This window comes from Streptomyces sp. Q2 (genome assembly GCF_056820935.1).
This window is the reverse complement of sequence record NZ_JBXEJE010000053.1, coordinates 26,504-43,732: the sequence shown is the minus strand read 5'-3', so window position 1 is coordinate 43,732 and position 17,229 is coordinate 26,504. Positions and strand designations below refer to the sequence as shown.

Genomic DNA, 17,229 nt, shown 5'->3' with positions numbered 1-17,229 from the left:
CAGTGGTCGACCTCGCCTACACTCGGGAGCGTGCCACGTGGTGACGGACGACTCAACCACGACCTGCTCCCCGGCGAGAAGGGCCCCCAGGACGCTTGCGGCGTCTTCGGTGTCTGGGCTCCGGGCGAAGAGGTCGCCAAGCTCTCCTACTTCGGGCTCTACGCCCTCCAGCATCGGGGCCAGGAATCCGCGGGAATCGCGGTCAGCAACGGCTCCCAGATCCTCGTCTTCAAGGACATGGGGCTCGTTTCCCAGGTCTTCGACGAGACCTCGCTCGGTTCGCTCCAGGGTCATATCGCGGTCGGTCACGCCCGCTACTCGACCACCGGTGCCTCCGTGTGGGAGAACGCCCAGCCGACGTTCCGTGCCACCGCGCACGGCTCCATCGCGCTCGGCCACAACGGCAACCTGGTCAACACGGCGCAGCTCGCCGAGATGGTCGCCGACCTCCCCAAGGACACCAACGGCCGTTCCACCCGGGTGGCCGCCACCAACGACACCGACCTGCTCACCGCGCTCCTAGCGGCCCAGGTCGACGACGACGGCAAGCCGCTGACCATCGAAGAGGCGTCCATCCGGATCCTCCCGCAGGTCCAGGGCGCCTTCTCGCTCGTCTACATGGACGAGAACACGCTCTACGCCGCCCGTGACCCGCAGGGCATCCGCCCGCTGGTCCTCGGCCGCCTGGAGCGTGGCTGGGTCGTCGCCTCCGAGTCCGCCGCCCTCGACATCTGCGGTGCGGCCTACGTCCGCGAGATCGAGCCGGGCGAGTTCATCGCGATCGACGAGAACGGTCTGCGCACGTCCCGATTCGCGGAAGCGAAGCCCAAGGGCTGTGTCTTCGAGTACGTGTACCTGGCCCGCCCCGACACCGACATCGCCGGCCGGAACGTGTACCTCTCCCGCGTGGAGATGGGCCGCAAGCTCGCCAAGGAAGCACCGGTCGAGGCCGACCTGGTGATAGCGACTCCGGAGTCCGGCACCCCCGCCGCCATCGGCTACGCGGAGGCCTCCGGCATCCCGTTCGGCGCGGGTCTGGTGAAGAACGCCTACGTCGGCCGTACGTTCATCCAGCCCTCCCAGACGATCCGTCAGCTCGGCATCCGCCTGAAGCTGAACCCGCTGAAGGAAGTCATCAAGGGCAAGCGCCTGGTCGTCGTCGACGACTCGATCGTGCGCGGCAACACCCAGCGCGCCCTGGTGCGGATGCTCCGCGAGGCGGGCGCGGCGGAGGTCCACATCCGGATCTCTTCGCCTCCCGTGAAGTGGCCGTGCTTCTTCGGCATAGATTTCGCCACCCGCGCGGAGCTCATCGCCAACGGCATGACGATCGACGAGATCGGCACCTCGCTGGGCGCCGACTCCCTCTCGTACATCTCCATCGACGGCATGATCGAGGCGACCACCATCGCCAAGCCGAACCTCTGCCGCGCCTGCTTCGACGGCGAGTACCCGATGGACCTCCCGGACCCCGAGCTCCTCGGCAAGCAGCTCCTGGAGACCGAGCTGGCCGCCGGGCCCGCCGCCACGGCCGCGGCCGACGCGATCCGGCGCCCGTAGACAGCCCGCCAAGCCCAGCCCGTAAAGCCGTTACACCTGCTCACCTGCAGTACGACACGAAAGTTCTCACCGTCATGTCTGAGACAACTGGTGCCAGCTACGCAGCGGCGGGCGTCGACATCGAAGCGGGCGACCGCGCCGTCGAGCTGATGAAGGAGTGGGTGAAGAAGACGCAGCGCCCCGAGGTCCTCGGCGGCCTCGGCGGTTTCGCCGGCCTCTTCGACGCCTCCGCCCTCAAGCGCTACGAGCGTCCCCTCCTCGCCTCCGCCACGGACGGCGTCGGCACGAAGGTCGACATCGCGCGCCAGCTGGGCGTCTACGACACCATCGGCCACGACCTGGTCGCGATGGTCATGGACGACATCGTGGTGTGCGGCGCCGAGCCGCTGTTCATGACCGACTACATCTGCGTCGGCAAGGTCCACCCCGAGCGGGTCGCCGCCATCGTCAAGGGCATCGCCGAGGGCTGTGTCCTCGCCGGCTGCGCCCTGGTGGGCGGCGAGACGGCCGAACACCCCGGTCTCCTGGGCCCCGACGACTTCGACGTCGCCGGCGCCGGTACCGGCGTGGTGGAGGCCGACCGCCTTCTCGGCCCGGATCGCATCCGTACGGGTGACGCGGTCATCGCCATGGCGGCCTCCGGTCTTCACTCGAACGGGTACTCGCTCGTTCGGCACGTCCTGCTGAACCAGGCCGGTCTTTCGCTGGAATCGCGGATCGAGGAGTTCGGCCGCACGCTGGGCGAGGAACTCCTGGAGCCCACCAAGATCTACTCGCTGGACTGCCTGGCGCTGACCCGCACCACCGACGTGCACGCGTTCTCACACGTCACCGGCGGCGGACTCGCCGCCAACCTGGCCCGCGTCATCCCCGACGGACTGCACGCGATCGTCGACCGCTCCACCTGGACCCCGGCACCGGTGTTCGACCTCGTCGGCCGGACCGGCTCCGTCGAGCGCCTGGAGCTGGAGAAGACCCTGAACATGGGCGTCGGCATGATCGCGATCGTGCCGGAGGAGTCGGCGGACGTGGCCCTGGCCACCCTCGCCGACCGCGGGGTCGAGGCATGGGTCGCGGGTGAGATCACGGACCGCGGCGAGCACGCCACGGGCGCGGAGATGGTCGGCGACTACACCGTCTGATTCCAACGGGTGCCGTCGTGGTCCTACGGATCCTCACGACTACGAATCTCACGACGCCTGACCCTGACGAGGGCAGAGCAAAACCCGGTCCGGCGGTGGAAACCGCTGGACCGGGTCACGCAGAGCTGAATCGTCAAGCGCCGCGGCGTTGAGACGCGGGACCGGACTCGCCGTCCTCGTCCTCATCGTCGTCGTTGTACAGATCCGCGTACTGGGCGTACGGGTCGTCTTCTTCTTCGTCATCCTCGAACGGCTCGCCGTTCGGAGGTTGGTTCGAAGTCGAAGCGCCCAGCTCGCTGGCCAGACGCGACAGGTCAGTCCCGCCGCTGTTGTACTTCAGCTGGCGGGCGACCTTCGTCTGCTTGGCCTTGGCCCGGCCGCGCCCCATGGCTCGACCCCCTCGGTGACGGGGCTCGACGGCCCCAGAGTCTTGACACGCGTTCATGATCTGGAACGGACTCTCCGTGGAGAGACCGGTCCGTAGGGCATCCACGGTACCTGAGCCCACGCCCATACGGTACGTCGCCCACAGGACGTGCCCGGACCCAGAACCCGCGAGGTGCCCCGTCCTCGCTGGTCAACCGCGATTTTAACCACCTTTTCGCGGCCGACCCGCCGACGAACGTGAGAGTTCTCTCTAAGTGTGCGCCGACGGGTACCGGTCAAACCCGCGAGACGGCCGCGCGCGTCATCTCATCGCGCCCGGCGGGCCGCGGCGGCCTCGTGCATCCGCTGCTCGGCGATCCGGTCGGCCGCGGCGGCCGGCGGGATCCCGTCGGCCTTCGCACGTGCGAATATGGCCAGCGTGGTGTCGAAGATCTTCGCGGCCTTCGCCCTGCACCGCTCGAAGTCGAACCCGTGCAGCTCGTCGGCGACCTGGATGACACCGCCGGCGTTCACCACGTAGTCCGGCGCGTAGAGGATCCCGCGGTCGGCGAGGTCCTTCTCGACGCCCGGATGGGCGAGCTGGTTGTTGGCCGCGCCGCACACGACCTTCGCGGTGAGCACCGGCACGGAGTCGTCGTCCAGCGCCCCGCCCAGCGCGCACGGGGCGTAGACGTCGAGCCCTTCGAGCCGGATCAGCGCCTCGGTGTCGGCGACGGCCGTCACACCCGACGTGTGCCGGTCGAGGATCCGCCGTACCGCCTCCTCGCGCACGTCGGTGATCACGACCTCGGCGCCCTCGGCGCGCAGGTGCTCCACCAGGTGGTGCCCGACCTTGCCGACGCCCGCGACGCCGACCCGGCGGTCACGCAGCGACGGGTCGCCCCACAGGTGCTGCGCGGAGGCGCGCATGCCCTGGTAGACGCCGAAGGCGGTCAGTACGGACGAGTCGCCGGCGCCGCCGTTCTCGGGCGAGCGCCCGGTCGTCCAGCGGCACTCGCGCGCCACGACGTCCATGTCGGCGACGTACGTGCCGACGTCGCACGCGGTGACGTACCGGCCGCCGAGCGAGGCGACGAACCGGCCGTACGCGAGCAGCAGCTCCTCGCTCTTGTGCCGGTCCGGGTCGCCGATGATCACGGCCTTGCCGCCGCCGTGGTCGAGACCGGCCATGGCGTTCTTGTACGACATCCCGCGGGCGAGGTTCAGCGCGTCGGCGACGGCCTCCGCCTCGCTCGCGTACGGGTAGAAGCGCGTACCGCCGAGCGCGGGGCCCAGGGCGGTGGAGTGGATCGCGATGACGGCCTTGAGACCGCTGGCACGGTCCTGGCAGAGCACGACTTGCTCATGGCCACCCTGGTCCGAGTGGAACAGGGTGTGCAGTACATCAGCAGGTGCGCCGGTTACGTCGGTCACTGTGGTGACTCCTGAAGTAAAGAGCGGCGGTCGGAGACCAGCTCCCGTAAGGGTGGCGGGGGCTGTGAGCATGAGATTAGGCCCTGGGTGTCCCCGGGCGCCGCGCAGTGCGCGGGATCACCTCCTCCTGGAGTACGTCCGTGCGACGATCTGCATGATTTTCCCGCTCGTTCGTGTGCGGGTTTCGCAGGTTTTCCTGGCAGACGGCGGGGGAGGGAGCAGGCGTGCCCAAGGTGTCCTCGGTGATCGTCCCGTACGCGACCTATCTGCGTGTGTACGAGCCGCTGGCCGCCTTCCCGGAACCGGAGCGCGACCACTGGGAGCGCTACGCCCGCCGCCCGGACCGTCCCTCGTACCAGGACGAACTCCGCCGCTCCCTGGCCGATCTGCTGCCCACCCCGCCCATCGCGGTGCCGGTGCAGGAGAGCGGCGACGCGTTCGTGCTGGAGGTCGACGGGGTGGTGTGCGTGTGCCCGTGGCGCACCCGGCTGCGCGGCTGGCAGGCCCTGGGCGAGATGGGCGAGGAGCTGCCCAGGCCGGTTCTGGAGGCGGTGCTGCCCGAGGTCGTACGGCATCAGGCGGCGCAGGACTACGAGCGCTGGCTGGCCCGCAACCCGGACGCCCGGCCCTGGATCCGCACGGCGACCTGGCAGGTGCCGATGAGCTGGTTCGTGCTGGTCTCCGACGAGGAGCGGCGCTTCGACAAGGGCTCCGGCGACGTCCCCCCGGCGCTGCGGTACCGCACGCCGATGGTGCAGGCCAGGCGGCGCGTGGCCCGGGCCCTGCGGGCGCTCAGGGAGGCCATGGACGAGGGGCCACTGATCGACGGCCTGGTGGACGTCGGTCGCTGGCTGGAGGAGTTCCACCCGCGCTCGCTGGTGGAGCTGGACTACGGCGGCCTGGTGCACACGCTGCCGGCCGGCGAGCTGGAGGACGACCACTCGGCGGCCGACGTGGCCGAGGGCATCGCGGCGCTGCGCAGCGGTGACGGGGTCGCGGCGGGCGAGGCGTACGCGCGGCTCGTGGAGCGGTGGCGGTCGGTGCGCAACCGCCGGTCGGCGAACTGAACGTGCCCCAGGTCACGAACTGACGTTTGACCTGACGCCCGTTTTGGGGTTTCGTCCTCGGACCGAGGTTTGTCCTGGGTATGTCCTGAGGTTTCGTCAACAAGGGACGTTGGTCCCGATCCGGGGCCTTTGCTGTCAAGCGTGACGGACCGCACGTACGCGGCCCTTGCGTCCCTTGCCCCTCCTCATGCCAAAATAGGACAAGGAGTCCGGGGGAACTCCGTCCGTCCCGTTCTGTCACAGTGCGGGCGGATTCTCAGCATTGCACGCTTTGGGGGGTCTGATGACCTCTGATCGCCCTGTGACTGATCGTCACAGTGGCGTGACTGTCCGCTATGGCATGGTCCATCGGCTTCCGTCGCTGATGAACACCTGGAGGGGCAATTCCATCGGTTTGGCCGACGCGGCTGGACGGATGGTGTAGTTGTAGTGCCGAGGACAAGCCGTTCGTCCTATAACCGACTCGACTCGCGTCCGCCATTTCGGGCAACGCGGGTCAAGGTGCAGAATTTAGAGGAAAGAACCGAGAAGGTTCGGTTCTCCCGAGGAGGCCGCTCATGACCGCTCGCACCCCTGATGCCGAGCCGCTGCTGACCCCGGCTGAGGTCGCCACGATGTTCCGCGTCGACCCCAAGACGGTCACGCGGTGGGCGAAGGCCGGCAAGCTCACTTCGATCCGCACGCTCGGCGGGCATCGCCGTTACCGCGAGGCCGAGGTCCGTGCACTGCTCGCGGGTATCCCGCAGCAGCGCAGCGAGGCCTGAACAACTGAATATCCGGGCATAACCGGCAGGTCCCCCAACTTGCCGCGGCGTCCGGACCCCTAGCTCCAAGCGACGCGGGCTCTGCCCCAACAGAGCTCACGCCCAAGCCCCTCCGGGCTTTCCAAGCAGTGACAGGGTGCGTCGTAGATCGCGCTGGACTCCGCCGGGTCCAGCGCGATCTTTTTTGTGTTCATGGCGTGCCCGACGGGGCGGGTCTGTGAGCGGGCTTGTCGGAGTCTGGGGAGGGGTGTCGGATCTCCTGTGGGCGGCCGCTGCCACTGGTGCAATTGCACATATTAAATTGACCAGTTGTAGGTGAGGCGTAAGTACCGCAGTTTCAAAAACTCATGCGGTGACACCCGTCACATGCCAGAGTCCTTGTCGCTCCCGGCTCATGTGCGCTAGAGGAGGCGCGTCTTCCACCGTCCCACGGTGGAGCGGGTGTTGGGCCGCGGCGACCCTCACGCACTCGCCGGACGCTCGTCCTCGACGCTCTCCTGCGGCGTCTGTGCGGCCCGTGGAGCGCCGTCCATCGCCAGCCGCAGCAGGCGATGGCAGATCGGGCAATGGCGCGTCAGATGGCGGTAGGAGGAAGCGGCCGACAGATGGGCACGGAGCAACGCCCGAGTCTCGTGCCTGACCGATGCCGCCATACCCCACCTCCAAGGGGCCGCACGGAAGCGGGCCCTGGTTTCTGGGTACCGAGCGAAAGTGACGGCGTCAAGACCGCAGGGGGCCGCGGGAAGCCGCGAAGAGCCGCGGGAAGCCGTGGGGGGCGTGGGGGGTCGTCGTGGGGACGCAAGAGAGCCCGGGTCCGAAGACCCGGGCTCTTTGTTCCTTCTCTACTGCGGTCCTGACGGGATTTGAACCCGCGGCCTCCACCTTGACAGGGTGGCGAGCACTCCAAACTGCTCCACAGGACCAGGTTTCGCAGTGCGATTCGTGCGTTGCGCTGCGAGAAGAGACTGTACAGGAGGGTGAGCCACTGGTCGAACTCACCCGGTGTGCGGACCCCGTTACGGCACGGCCGCGTCGATCGCCTTCACGATCCGCTTGTCGGAGACCGGGTACGCCGTGCCGAGGGCGTGGGCGAAATAGCTGACGCGCAGCTCCTCGATCATCCAGCGGATGTCCAGGACCGAGGAGGGGACCGGCCGGCCCTGGGGCATCTGCTCGAGCAGCCAGGCGTACTCGTCCTGCATCTCGTGGACCTTCTCCATGCGGGAGGTGTCCCGCTGGGCGCCGGTCGGCATCTGCTGGAGCCGGCGGTCCGCGGCGACCAGGTAGCGCATGAGGTCGGGCAGACGCCGGATGCCCGCCTCCGTCACGAAGCCGGGCTTCACGAGGGCGTCCAGCTGCCTGCGTACGTCCTGGAGGTTCGCCAGCAGCACAGGGCTTCGTACGGTCTTCAAACGGCGCTCACAGGCCTGCCAGGCGGCGAGGACCTGTTCCACCTGCCCGACCGCGCGGACGGTGGTGTCGACGATCTCCGCCCGCACCTTGTCGTACAGCTTGCGGTACGACTCCTCGTCCCACACCGGCCCCCCGAAGTCGCCGATCAGCTTGTCCGCCGCCGCCATCGCGCAGTCGTCGAACAGGGCCTGGACCGAGCCGTGCGGATTCGCGGACAGGGCGAGCTTCTGGGCGTTCGTCAGACGATCGCTCGCGAACTTCGCCGGGTTGACCGGGATGTTGCGCAGGATCAGCCGGCGCATGCCCTTCCACATCGCCTCCGCCTGCTCGGCCTCCGTGTCGAAGAGCCGTACGGAGACGGTGTTCGCCGTCGGCCCGTCGTCGACCAGCGCCGGGTACGCCTTCACCGGCTGGCCGGCGCGGCGGGTCTCGAAGACGCGGGTGAGGGAGCCGATCGTCCAGTCGGTGAGGCCCTTGCGTTCCAGGGACTCGCCGCCCTGTCGCTCGGCGGTGGCGGCCGCGGCCTGTGACAGGGCCTGGCGCGCCTTCGGCTTCAGCTGGAGCTTCAGCGCCTCCAGGTCCTTGTCCTCGGCCAGGTTGCGGCGGCGCTCGTCGACGATCCGGAAGGTGATGCGCAGGTGCTCGGGGACCCTGGACCAGTCGAAGTCGTCCGCGGTGAAGGGGACCCCGACCATGCGCTTGAGCTCACGCGCCATGGTGGTGGTGAGCGGCTCCTGCAACGGGACGGCCGTGTCCAGGAACCGCTTGGCGAAGTTCGGCGCCGGTACGTAGTTGCGGCGGATCGGCTTCGGGAGGGACCGGATCAGCTCGGTGACCAGCTCTTCTCTCAAACCCGGGATCTGCCAGTCGAAGCCCTCGTCGGTGACTTGGTTGAGAACCTGGAGCGGGATGTGGACGGTCACACCGTCGGCGTCCGCGCCCGGCTCGAACTGGTACGTCACCCGGAACTTGAGCGGCCCCTGCCGCCACGAGTCCGGATAGTCGTCCTTGGTGACGGCCTCCGCCGACTCCCGGATGAGCATCTCCCGCTCGAAGTCGAGGAAGTCGGGCTGCTCGTGGCGCTGGCGCTTCCACCAGGTGTCGAAGTGGGCGCCGGAGACGACGTCTTCGGGCACCCGCTGGTCGTAGAAGTCGAAGAGTGTGTCGTCGTCGACCACGATGTCCCGCCGCCGCGCGCGGTGTTCCAGCTCCTCGACCTCGCTGAGGAGTCTGCGGTTGTCGGCGAAGAACTTGTGGTGCGTGCGCCAGTCACCTTCGACCAGGGCGTTGCGGATGAAAAGCTCGCGGGAGGTCTCCGGGTCGATCCGGCCGTAGTTGACCTTGCGCTGGGCGATGATCGGGACGCCGTAGAGCGTGACCTTCTCGTACGCCATCACCGCGGCCTGGTCCTTCTCCCAGTGCGGTTCGCTGTACGTGCGCTTGAGCAGGTGCTCGGCGAGGGGTTCGACCCACTCGGGCTCGATCTTGGCGTTGACGCGGGCCCAGAGGCGGGAGGTCTCCACCAGCTCGGCGGACATCACGAAGCGCGGCTGCTTCTTGAAGAGGGCGGAACCCGGGAAGATCGCGAACTTGGCGCTCCGCGCGCCCAGGTACTCGTTCTTGTTGCCGTCCTTCACGTCCTTCATGCCGATGTGCGAGAGCAGACCGGCGAGGAGGGAGACGTGGACGCTCTGGCCGGCCGCGTCCTCCTCGTTGAGGTGGATGCCCATCTGCTTGGCGACCGTCCGCAGCTGCGAGTAGATGTCCTGCCACTCGCGGATGCGCAGGAAGTTCAGGTACTCCTGCTTGCACATGCGCCGGAAGGACGAGGACCCTCGCTCCTTCTGCTGCTCACGGACGTACCGCCACAGGTTGAGGTAGGCGAGGAAGTCGCTCGTCTCGTCCCGGAACCGGGCGTGCTGCTGGTCGGCCTGGGTCTGTTTGTCGGCGGGGCGTTCGCGCGGGTCCTGGATGGACAGCGCGGCCGCTATCACCATGACCTCGCGGACACAGCCGTTCTTGTCGGCCTCCAGGACCATGCGCGCCAGGCGCGGGTCGACGGGCAGCTGGGCGAGCTTGCGGCCGGTGTCCGTGAGCCGCTTGCGCGCGTCCTTCTGCGCCGGGTCCAACGCGCCGAGTTCCTGAAGGAGCTGGACGCCGTCGCGGATGTTGCGGTGGTCCGGCGGGTCGATGAACGGGAACTTCTCGATGTCGCCGAGGCCGGCCGCGGTCATCTGCAGGATGACGGATGCCAGGTTCGTCCGGAGGATCTCCGCGTCGGTGAACTCCGGCCGGGCGTCGAAGTCGTCCTCGGAGTACAGCCGGACGCAGATGCCGTCGCTGGTCCGCCCGCAGCGGCCCTTGCGCTGGTTGGCGCTGGCCTGCGAGATCGCCTCGATCGGGAGGCGCTGGACCTTGGTGCGGTGGCTGTACCGGCTGATCCGGGCGAAGCCGGGGTCGATGACGTACTTGATGCCCGGGACGGTGAGGGAGGTCTCGGCGACGTTGGTGGCCAGAACGATCCTGCGCCCGGTGTGCTGCTGGAAGACGCGGTGCTGCTCGGCGTGCGAGAGCCGGGCGTAGAGGGGAAGTACCTCGGTGAACCGGTACTTCTTCTTCTCCAGGGCGTCCGCGGTGTCGCGGATCTCCCGCTCCCCCGAGAGGAAGACGAGGATGTCGCCCTTGCCCTCGGCCTGGAGTTCCTCGACGGCGTCGCAGATCGCGGTGATCTGGTCGCGGTCGGAATCGTCGGAGTCGTCTTCGAGGAGGGGCCGGTACCGCACCTCCACGGGATACGTCCGCCCGCTGACCTCGACGATCGGGGCGTCGCCGAAGTGCCGGGAGAAGCGCTCGGGGTCGATGGTCGCCGAGGTGATGACGACTTTCAGATCCGGCCGCTTGGGCAGCAGCTGGGCGAGGTACCCCAGCAGGAAGTCGATGTTGAGGGACCGCTCGTGGGCCTCGTCGATGATGATCGTGTCGTAGGCGCGCAGCTCGCGGTCGGTCTGGATCTCGGCGAGCAGGATGCCGTCCGTCATCAGCTTGACGAAGGTGGCCTGCGGGTTCACCTGGTCGGTGAACCGCACCTTCCAGCCGACGGCTTCGCCCAGTGGCGTGTCGAGCTCTTCCGCGACCCGCTCGGCGACGGTACGGGCGGCGATACGACGGGGCTGGGTGTGCCCGATCATGCCCTTGACGCCCCGCCCCAGCTCGAGACAGATCTTGGGGATCTGGGTCGTCTTCCCGGACCCGGTCTCACCGGCGACGATCACGACCTGGTGGTCACGGATGGCCTCCGCGATCACGTCCTTCTTCTGGCTGACCGGCAGCTGCTCGGGATAGCTGACCGCGGGCACCCGCCCGCGCCGCGCACTCATCCGCTCCTCGGCCTTCGCCACCTCCGCCTCGATCTCGGCGAGAACGGCGGCGCGAGCCTCCGGCTTACGGATCCGGCGCGCGCCTTCGAGCCTGCGCCCGAGCCGGTGCGCGTCGCGCAGGGCAAGCTCGGTCAGGCGGGGGGCGAGGGCGCCGAGGTCGGGGGTGCCCGGAGCGGAGGCGCCGGGGGCGGGGTGCGTAGACATACGCGGTCCAGGATCTCATCCCGGGGAAAATCGTGGCGAACGCTTTTGCGCCCGACGTACGCGTGCGACTCACGAGCGCGACGCGCGACGTACGAGTGCGCCATACAAGAAGGCCCCGATCCGGAGATCGGGGCCTTGGCTGTGGCTGGGGCCGGGGTCGAACCGGCGACCTATCGCTTTTCAGGCGATCGCTCGTACCAACTGAGCTACCCAGCCACGAGGCTTCCGGGGAAACCTCAGCGGTCCTGACGGGATTTGAACCCGCGGCCTCCACCTTGACAGGGTGGCGAGCACTCCAAACTGCTCCACAGGACCAAGCTTTGTGTACGACAGTGTCGCACACGGTGTTGCGTGCCCCCAACGGGATTCGAACCCGTGCTACCGCCTTGAAAGGGCGGCGTCCTAGGCCGCTAGACGATGAGGGCTATCGGCCCGCCTGGGCGCCTCTCAGCGCGTCGGGGACGTGAGAAGCATATGGGATGGCGGGAGGGATCGCCAAAACGGTTTACGGGGCGGTGGGGGTGGGGGCCGTGGACGCGGGTGAGGGGGACGGACTGGGGGACGGCGTGGCGGAGGGGGTCGCCCCCGGCTGGTTCTCCTCCACCAGGTGGCGGCTGACCTCGGCCGTTGTCAGGCCCAGGCCGCCCAGTTCGATCTCGTCCCAGGCCTGGAGGCGGCGGGTGTCGCGGTCCATGTAGAGGATCGAGGCCTCGATCGGGTCGGGGTACTTGCCTTCCACCGCGCGCAGGCCGCTGCCGCCCGTGGAGCCTTCGACGCGCAGCCGGGTGCCCTGCCTCATGACCTCCATCTCCTCGCGGTGGAGGTGCCCGGCCAGCACCAGCGGGACCGTGCCGTCCACTCCGCGGGCCGCCGACGGCTCGTGGGCGACGGCGACGTCGACGGGAGTGCCGGCGGTGGTCTGGGCGCGCAGGGCGGTAGCCAGGCGGGCACCGGCCTGCTCCTGGGACTCCTCGGCGCCGGGCTTGTTCGCGCGGTCGGGGGTGAACTGGGGGTCGCCGATCCCCGCGAAGCGCAGGCCGGCGATGGTCCGGGCCCGGCCGTCGTCCAGGACGTGCACGTTCTTCAGGCCTTCCAGGTAGCGCTGGGTGGTCCGGGAGTCGTGGTTGCCGCGGACCCAGACGTAGGGGGCGCCGAGGTCCTCGATCGGGTCCAGGAAGCCGTTCTCGGCGGCCGAGCCGTGGTCCATCGTGTCGCCGGAGTCGACGATCACGTCGACCTTGTACTGCTCCACCAGCGACGCGATGATCGGCCAGCTCGCCGGGTTCAGATGGATGTCCGAGACGTGCAGGACCCGGATGGTGGACGGGTCGGGCGCGTAGGTGGGGAGCGTGGAGGTGGCGTCGTACAGCTTCGTCACGTTCGTCACCAGGCGCGCCAACTCCTTCTGGTAGACGTCGAACTCGGTGACGATGCTGCGCGCGTTGCCGACCAGGGACGGGGCGGAGGAGAGCAGCCCGGAGAACTTCGGTTCCAGGACGGATTCCGGGTTCCAGGTGGCGTAGGCGGTTCCTCCGGAGGCGGCCAGGAGGGTCAGGGCGAGGCCGCCCGCCGCGAGGGCCCGCCGGGGGCGGCGGTAGACCGCGAGGCCGAGGGCCGTGGCGCCCGACACGACGGCCACGCAGGAGCGCAGGGCCAGGTCGCGGGTGCCGTGTTCGACGTCCTTGGTGACCTCGTCCTGGAGGCCGGAGAGGCGTTCGGGGTGGTCGACCAGGGCTTGGGAGCGGACCGGGTCGAGCTGGTCGACGTTGACGTCCAGCCGGACGGGGGCGTGGTGGCTGTCCAGTTGCAGGGCGCCGAGCGGTGACACGTTGATCTTCGTGCCGCCGCTGAGCGAGGGGCGCAGCGTCATCGTCGTGTTCATGGGGCCGACCGGGGTCCGTACGTCGCCGACGATCAGCAGTCCGAGCCAGGCGCCGAGGACCACCACGGCGACGAGGCCGAGGGCGCGGACCCAGGGATGCGGCTGGCGGACGAGCTCGAAGGACGGGTGGGGCCGGCGGGTGCGGTAGTGGCGGGCGAGGGCGCGGGGGGTCCTGCGTAGGGGGTTCACGATGTTCCGGACGGCGACGGGGACGCGGGCCATTGGTCCCGTATGCCCACCTGATCACGTGGATATGCGAGGTGCCCACGACTCTCATACGGCTGCCGCGTACCGGACAATGGGGCCTGTGCTGGAGATGACGCGCGAGGAGTTCGAGGAACTGGTCGCCGAGGCGCTGGACCGGATTCCGCCGGAGTTGACGCGGCTGATGGACAACGTCGCGGTGTTCGTCGAGGACGAGCCGCCGACGGACGATCCCGAGCTGCTCGGACTGTACGAGGGGACTCCGCTGACCGACCGGGGCGAGTGGTACGCGGGCGTGCTGCCGGACCGGATCACCATCTACCGGGGGCCGACGCTGAGGATGTGCGGGTCGCGGGAGGAGGTCGTCGAGGAGACCGAGGTCACCGTGGTGCATGAGATCGCTCACCACTTCGGGATCGACGACGCCCGGCTGCACGCGCTCGGGTACGGCTGAGGCCCGCTGAGGCGGGTCGCGTGTCCTCTTGTGGGCGGCGGGAGTTGGGCAGGTTGACTCCTTGACCCTCCCCCGGAGGTGGCTGCCCGTGCGCCCCTTGTACGTACCCGTCCGTCTGGCCGCCACGATCATGGCCGTCGCCGCTGCCGCCGGCTGCATGAGCGTCGGCGACGACGGCGGCGCGGGGAGCGCCAAGCCCTCGCACTCCGCCGGGCAGCGCGGTGGTGAGGAACCCGACGGTGGGGCGGCGGTGTCGGGCGGCGCCGCCGGGGCCGGCGCGGCGGCCGACGGCGGCAAGCACGGGCACGGCAAGGGGAAGAAGGGCAAGGGGGAGTCGGCGTCGCCGTCTGCGTCCGCCTCGGCGGAGGCGAGCGCGAAGGCTTCGGCGGGCGCCAAGCCGGGGAAGGGCAAGCCGGACCAGCCGGGCGCGGTGGAGCCGACCGTGGCCGAGCCGACGCCCACCCGCACGGTCGAGCCGCAGCCGTCGCCGTCTCCGCCGCCCCCGTCGCCGACGCCCGAGCCGACGGTCGCCGAGCCGTCGTCGTCGGCGCACGAGCCTCCGGGACCCCAACTGGGCGAGCGGGAGCCGGCACCGGAAGCGGGGACTCCGGCCTAGGCCCGTCTGACCTGCGGTGATGCGCTCGGTTTGCCTTCAAGGGGGGTCGGTGCGTATGGTAATAGATCGTTTGACCCCATTGCCCGGCGCCGACGCAGAGCGCGCCGTGTGGCGCGTACTCTCTCCCTTGCCGTGGCGGACCGCATAGAGGCGGTCGTATAGCGAAACACGGAGTTGACGGGCGCGTGCCGACGAGACTCCGGAAGGTTTCGCATACGCATGTCCATTTCCAGTACTGATCACGTCGTCGTGCCCGAGAACGAGGGCATTGTCGTGCCCGAGAACCTCGAGCACGAGGCCACCGAGGACGCACCCGAGGTCACCTTCGCGAGCCTCGGTCTCCCCGAGGGCGTGGTGCGCAAGCTCGCCCAGAACGGCGTGACCTCCCCCTTCCCGATCCAGGCGGCGACCATTCCGGACGCCCTGGCCGGCAGGGACATCCTCGGCCGTGGCCGCACCGGCTCCGGCAAGACCCTCTCCTTCGGTCTGCCGACCCTGGCCACGCTGGCCGGCGGTCGCACCGAGAAGCACAAGCCGCGCGCCGTCATCCTCACGCCGACCCGTGAGCTCGCGATGCAGGTCGCGGACGCGCTCCAGCCGTACGGCGACGTCCTCGGCCTCAAGATGAAGGTCGTCTGCGGCGGCACCTCGATGGCCAACCAGATCTACGCCCTGGAGCGCGGCGTCGACGTCCTCGTCGCCACCCCGGGCCGTCTGCGCGACATCATCAACCGCGGCGCCTGCTCGCTCGAGAACATCGAGATCACGGTCATCGACGAGGCCGACCAGATGTCGGACCTGGGCTTCCTGCCTGAGGTCACCGAGCTCCTCGACCAGGTCCCGTCCGGCGGCCAGCGCATGCTCTTCTCCGCGACCATGGAGAACGAGATCAAGACCCTGGTCACCCGCTACCTCACGAACGCGGCCACCCACGAGGTCGACGCGGCGCAGGGCGCGGTGACGACCATGTCGCACCACATCCTGATCGTGAAGCCCAAGGACAAGGCGCCGGTCACGGCCGCGATCGCCTCCCGCAAGGGCCGCACCATCATCTTCGTGCGGACCCAGCTGGGCGCCGACCGTATCGCCGAGCAGCTGCGCGAGTCCGGTGTGAAGGCCGACGCGCTGCACGGCGGCATGACCCAGGGCTCCCGGACCCGGACGCTGGCCGACTTCAAGGACGGCTACGTCAACTGCCTGGTCGCCACCGACGTCGCCGCGCGCGGCATCCACGTCGACGGCATCGACCTGGTCCTGAACGTGGACCCGGCCGGCGACCACAAGGACTACCTGCACCGTGCGGGGCGTACGGCCCGTGCCGGCCGCACCGGCACCGTGGTCTCGCTGTCCCTGCCGCACCAGCGCCGCCAGATCTTCCGGCTGATGGAGGACGCGGGCGTCGACGCCGGCCGTCACATCATCAACTCCGGTACGGCCTTCGAGCCCGAGGTCGCCGAGATCACCGGCGCCCGTTCGATGACCGAGGTCCAGGCCGAGTCCGCGGGCAAGTCCGCGCAGCAGGCCGAGCGCGAGGTCGCCCAGCTCACCAAGGAGCTGGAGCGGGCGCAGCGCCGCGCGACCGAGCTGCGCGAGGAGGCCGACCGCCTGGTGGCCCGTGTCGCCCGCGAGCAGGGAGAGGACCCGGAGGCGGCGGTGGCTCAGGCGCAGGCCGCGGCGGCCGAGGTCTCCGTTCCCGAGCAGCCCGCGGCGCAGGACGTCGACAGGGCGGACCGGGACGACCGTGGCGGTCGCTCCTACGAGCGTCGTGACAACGACCGTGGCGGGTTCCGCCGTGACGACAACCGTGGCGGTGGCCGTTCCTTCGAGCGTCGTGACGACAACCGTGGTGGCGGTCGTTCCTTCGAGCGTCGCGATGACAACCGTGGTGGCGGTCGTTCCTTCGAGCGTCGTGACGACAACCGTGGGGGCGGGCGGGCCATCGAGCGTCGTGACGACAACCGTGGGGGCGGGCGGGCCATCGAGCGTCGTGACGACAACCGTGGGGGCGGGCGGGCCATCGAGCGTCGTGACGACAACCGTGGTGGCGGTCGTTCCTTCGAGCGTCGCGATGACAACCGTGGTGGCGGTCGTTCCTTCGAGCGTCGTGACGACAACCGTGGTGGCGGTCGTTCCTTCGAGCGTCGTGACGACAACCGTGGCGGTGGCCGTTCCTTCGAGCGTCGCGATGACAACCGTGGCGGTGGCCGTTCCTTCGAGCGTCGCGATGACAACCGTGGTGGCGGTCGTTCCTTCGAGCGTCGCGATGACAACCGTGGTGGCGGTCGTTCCTTCGAGCGTCGCGATGACAACCGAGGCGGCGGTTCCTTCGAGCGTCGTGACGACAACCGTGGCGGCGGCTTCCGCCGCGACGACCGTCCGGCCCGCCCCTTCGAGCGTCGTGACGAGCGCGGCGGACACCGCGGCAGCGACCGTCCGTTCAACCGTGACCGCCAGGGCGACCGCCCCGGCTTCCGCTCCTCCGGCCACGACCGCCCCTCCGGCCGTCGTGACGACCACCGCGGCAGCGGCCCCGGCACCACCGGCACCGGCACCGGCACCGGCACCTTCGGTCGTCGTGACGACAAGCCGCGCTGGAAGCGCAACGGCTGACGCCGAGTGACCACCTGAGAAGGGCCCGTACGACTTGGTCGTACGGGCCCTTCCGGCATTCCCCGGGGCTGTTGCAGCGGCGCGTAGTAAAGGCCATGACGAGCCGTGGCGGGATCTTCGACGCGGCCGGCCGTCA

12 protein-coding genes and 4 tRNA genes are annotated in these 17,229 nt (G+C 69.4%); 7 read left to right on the top strand and 9 right to left on the bottom strand.

All coding sequences use genetic code 11. From position 1 onward, the window contains the following. Nucleotides 1-30: 30 nt before the first annotated feature. Together purF and purM are read left to right on the top strand one after the other, a co-directional pair. Entirely contained in the window at nucleotides 31-1,560 is a 1,530-nt protein-coding gene (gene purF / locus ACWBNA_RS40940) for an amidophosphoribosyltransferase (RefSeq protein WP_482709674.1), read from the top strand. A 74-nt stretch (nucleotides 1,561-1,634) separates the two neighbouring features. After that, nucleotides 1,635-2,702: a phosphoribosylformylglycinamidine cyclo-ligase gene (purM, locus tag ACWBNA_RS40935; RefSeq protein ID WP_482709673.1), complete on the top strand. Its 1,068-nt coding sequence runs from the start codon at nucleotides 1,635-1,637 to the stop codon at nucleotides 2,700-2,702. Nucleotides 2,703-2,835: 133 nt separating this feature from the next. Here the strand turns inward: purM and ACWBNA_RS40930 are convergent, their stop codons facing one another. Then, on the bottom strand, nucleotides 2,836-3,090 hold the full coding sequence (locus ACWBNA_RS40930) for a DUF3073 domain-containing protein (RefSeq protein ID WP_482709672.1): 255 nt from the start codon (nucleotides 3,088-3,090) through the stop codon (nucleotides 2,836-2,838). A 305-nt stretch (nucleotides 3,091-3,395) separates the two neighbouring features. Continuing rightward, a complete protein-coding gene (locus ACWBNA_RS40925; RefSeq protein WP_482709671.1) occupies nucleotides 3,396-4,502 on the bottom strand; it encodes a Leu/Phe/Val dehydrogenase in 1,107 nt (368 codons plus the stop codon). 224 nt (nucleotides 4,503-4,726) lie between these two features. Between ACWBNA_RS40925 and ACWBNA_RS40920 the strand changes: the two genes are divergently transcribed. Beyond that, nucleotides 4,727-5,569 (top strand): DUF8083 family protein, encoded by an 843-nt coding sequence (locus tag ACWBNA_RS40920; RefSeq protein ID WP_482709670.1) that lies wholly within the window; start codon nucleotides 4,727-4,729, stop codon nucleotides 5,567-5,569. A gap of 557 nt (nucleotides 5,570-6,126) precedes the next feature. Continuing rightward, entirely contained in the window at nucleotides 6,127-6,333 is a 207-nt protein-coding gene (bldC, locus tag ACWBNA_RS40915; protein WP_003949541.1) for a developmental transcriptional regulator BldC, read from the top strand. A gap of 461 nt (nucleotides 6,334-6,794) precedes the next feature. Here the strand turns inward: bldC and ACWBNA_RS40910 are convergent, their stop codons facing one another. The 7 genes from ACWBNA_RS40910 to ACWBNA_RS40880 all read right to left on the bottom strand — a co-directional run bounded on the left by ACWBNA_RS40910 (nucleotide 6,795) and on the right by ACWBNA_RS40880 (nucleotide 13,431). Continuing rightward, the gene (locus tag ACWBNA_RS40910) at nucleotides 6,795-6,986 is read right to left on the bottom strand and encodes a DUF6274 family protein (RefSeq protein WP_482709668.1); all 192 of its coding nucleotides are present in this window, start codon (nucleotides 6,984-6,986) and stop codon (nucleotides 6,795-6,797) included. A gap of 195 nt (nucleotides 6,987-7,181) precedes the next feature. Next, a tRNA-Asp gene (locus ACWBNA_RS40905) sits at nucleotides 7,182-7,256 on the bottom strand. A 93-nt stretch (nucleotides 7,257-7,349) separates the two neighbouring features. Next, the gene (hrpA, locus tag ACWBNA_RS40900) at nucleotides 7,350-11,327 is read right to left on the bottom strand and encodes an ATP-dependent RNA helicase HrpA (protein ID WP_482709667.1); all 3,978 of its coding nucleotides are present in this window, start codon (nucleotides 11,325-11,327) and stop codon (nucleotides 7,350-7,352) included. Between the two features lie 142 nt (nucleotides 11,328-11,469). Then, nucleotides 11,470-11,543, bottom strand: a tRNA-Phe gene (locus tag ACWBNA_RS40895). Between the two features lie 24 nt (nucleotides 11,544-11,567). Beyond that, nucleotides 11,568-11,642 (bottom strand) — tRNA-Asp (locus tag ACWBNA_RS40890). A 37-nt stretch (nucleotides 11,643-11,679) separates the two neighbouring features. Next, nucleotides 11,680-11,752 (bottom strand) — tRNA-Glu (locus tag ACWBNA_RS40885). Nucleotides 11,753-11,832: 80 nt separating this feature from the next. Beyond that, nucleotides 11,833-13,431: a metallophosphoesterase family protein gene (locus tag ACWBNA_RS40880; protein WP_482709665.1), complete on the bottom strand. Its 1,599-nt coding sequence runs from the start codon at nucleotides 13,429-13,431 to the stop codon at nucleotides 11,833-11,835. Nucleotides 13,432-13,516: 85 nt separating this feature from the next. On the opposite strand from ACWBNA_RS40880, the gene ACWBNA_RS40875 reads away from it, so the two are divergent. From ACWBNA_RS40875 to ACWBNA_RS40865, 3 genes are all read left to right on the top strand, one after another. Continuing rightward, complete coding sequence (locus ACWBNA_RS40875; protein ID WP_383862810.1) at nucleotides 13,517-13,867, top strand: metallopeptidase family protein; 351 nt, start codon at nucleotides 13,517-13,519, stop codon at nucleotides 13,865-13,867. An 88-nt stretch (nucleotides 13,868-13,955) separates the two neighbouring features. Then, nucleotides 13,956-14,483 (top strand): hypothetical protein, encoded by a 528-nt coding sequence (locus tag ACWBNA_RS40870; RefSeq protein WP_482709663.1) that lies wholly within the window; start codon nucleotides 13,956-13,958, stop codon nucleotides 14,481-14,483. A gap of 219 nt (nucleotides 14,484-14,702) precedes the next feature. Further along, complete coding sequence (locus ACWBNA_RS40865) at nucleotides 14,703-17,093, top strand: DEAD/DEAH box helicase (protein WP_482709662.1); 2,391 nt, start codon at nucleotides 14,703-14,705, stop codon at nucleotides 17,091-17,093. Nucleotides 17,094-17,229: the final 136 nt, after the last annotated feature.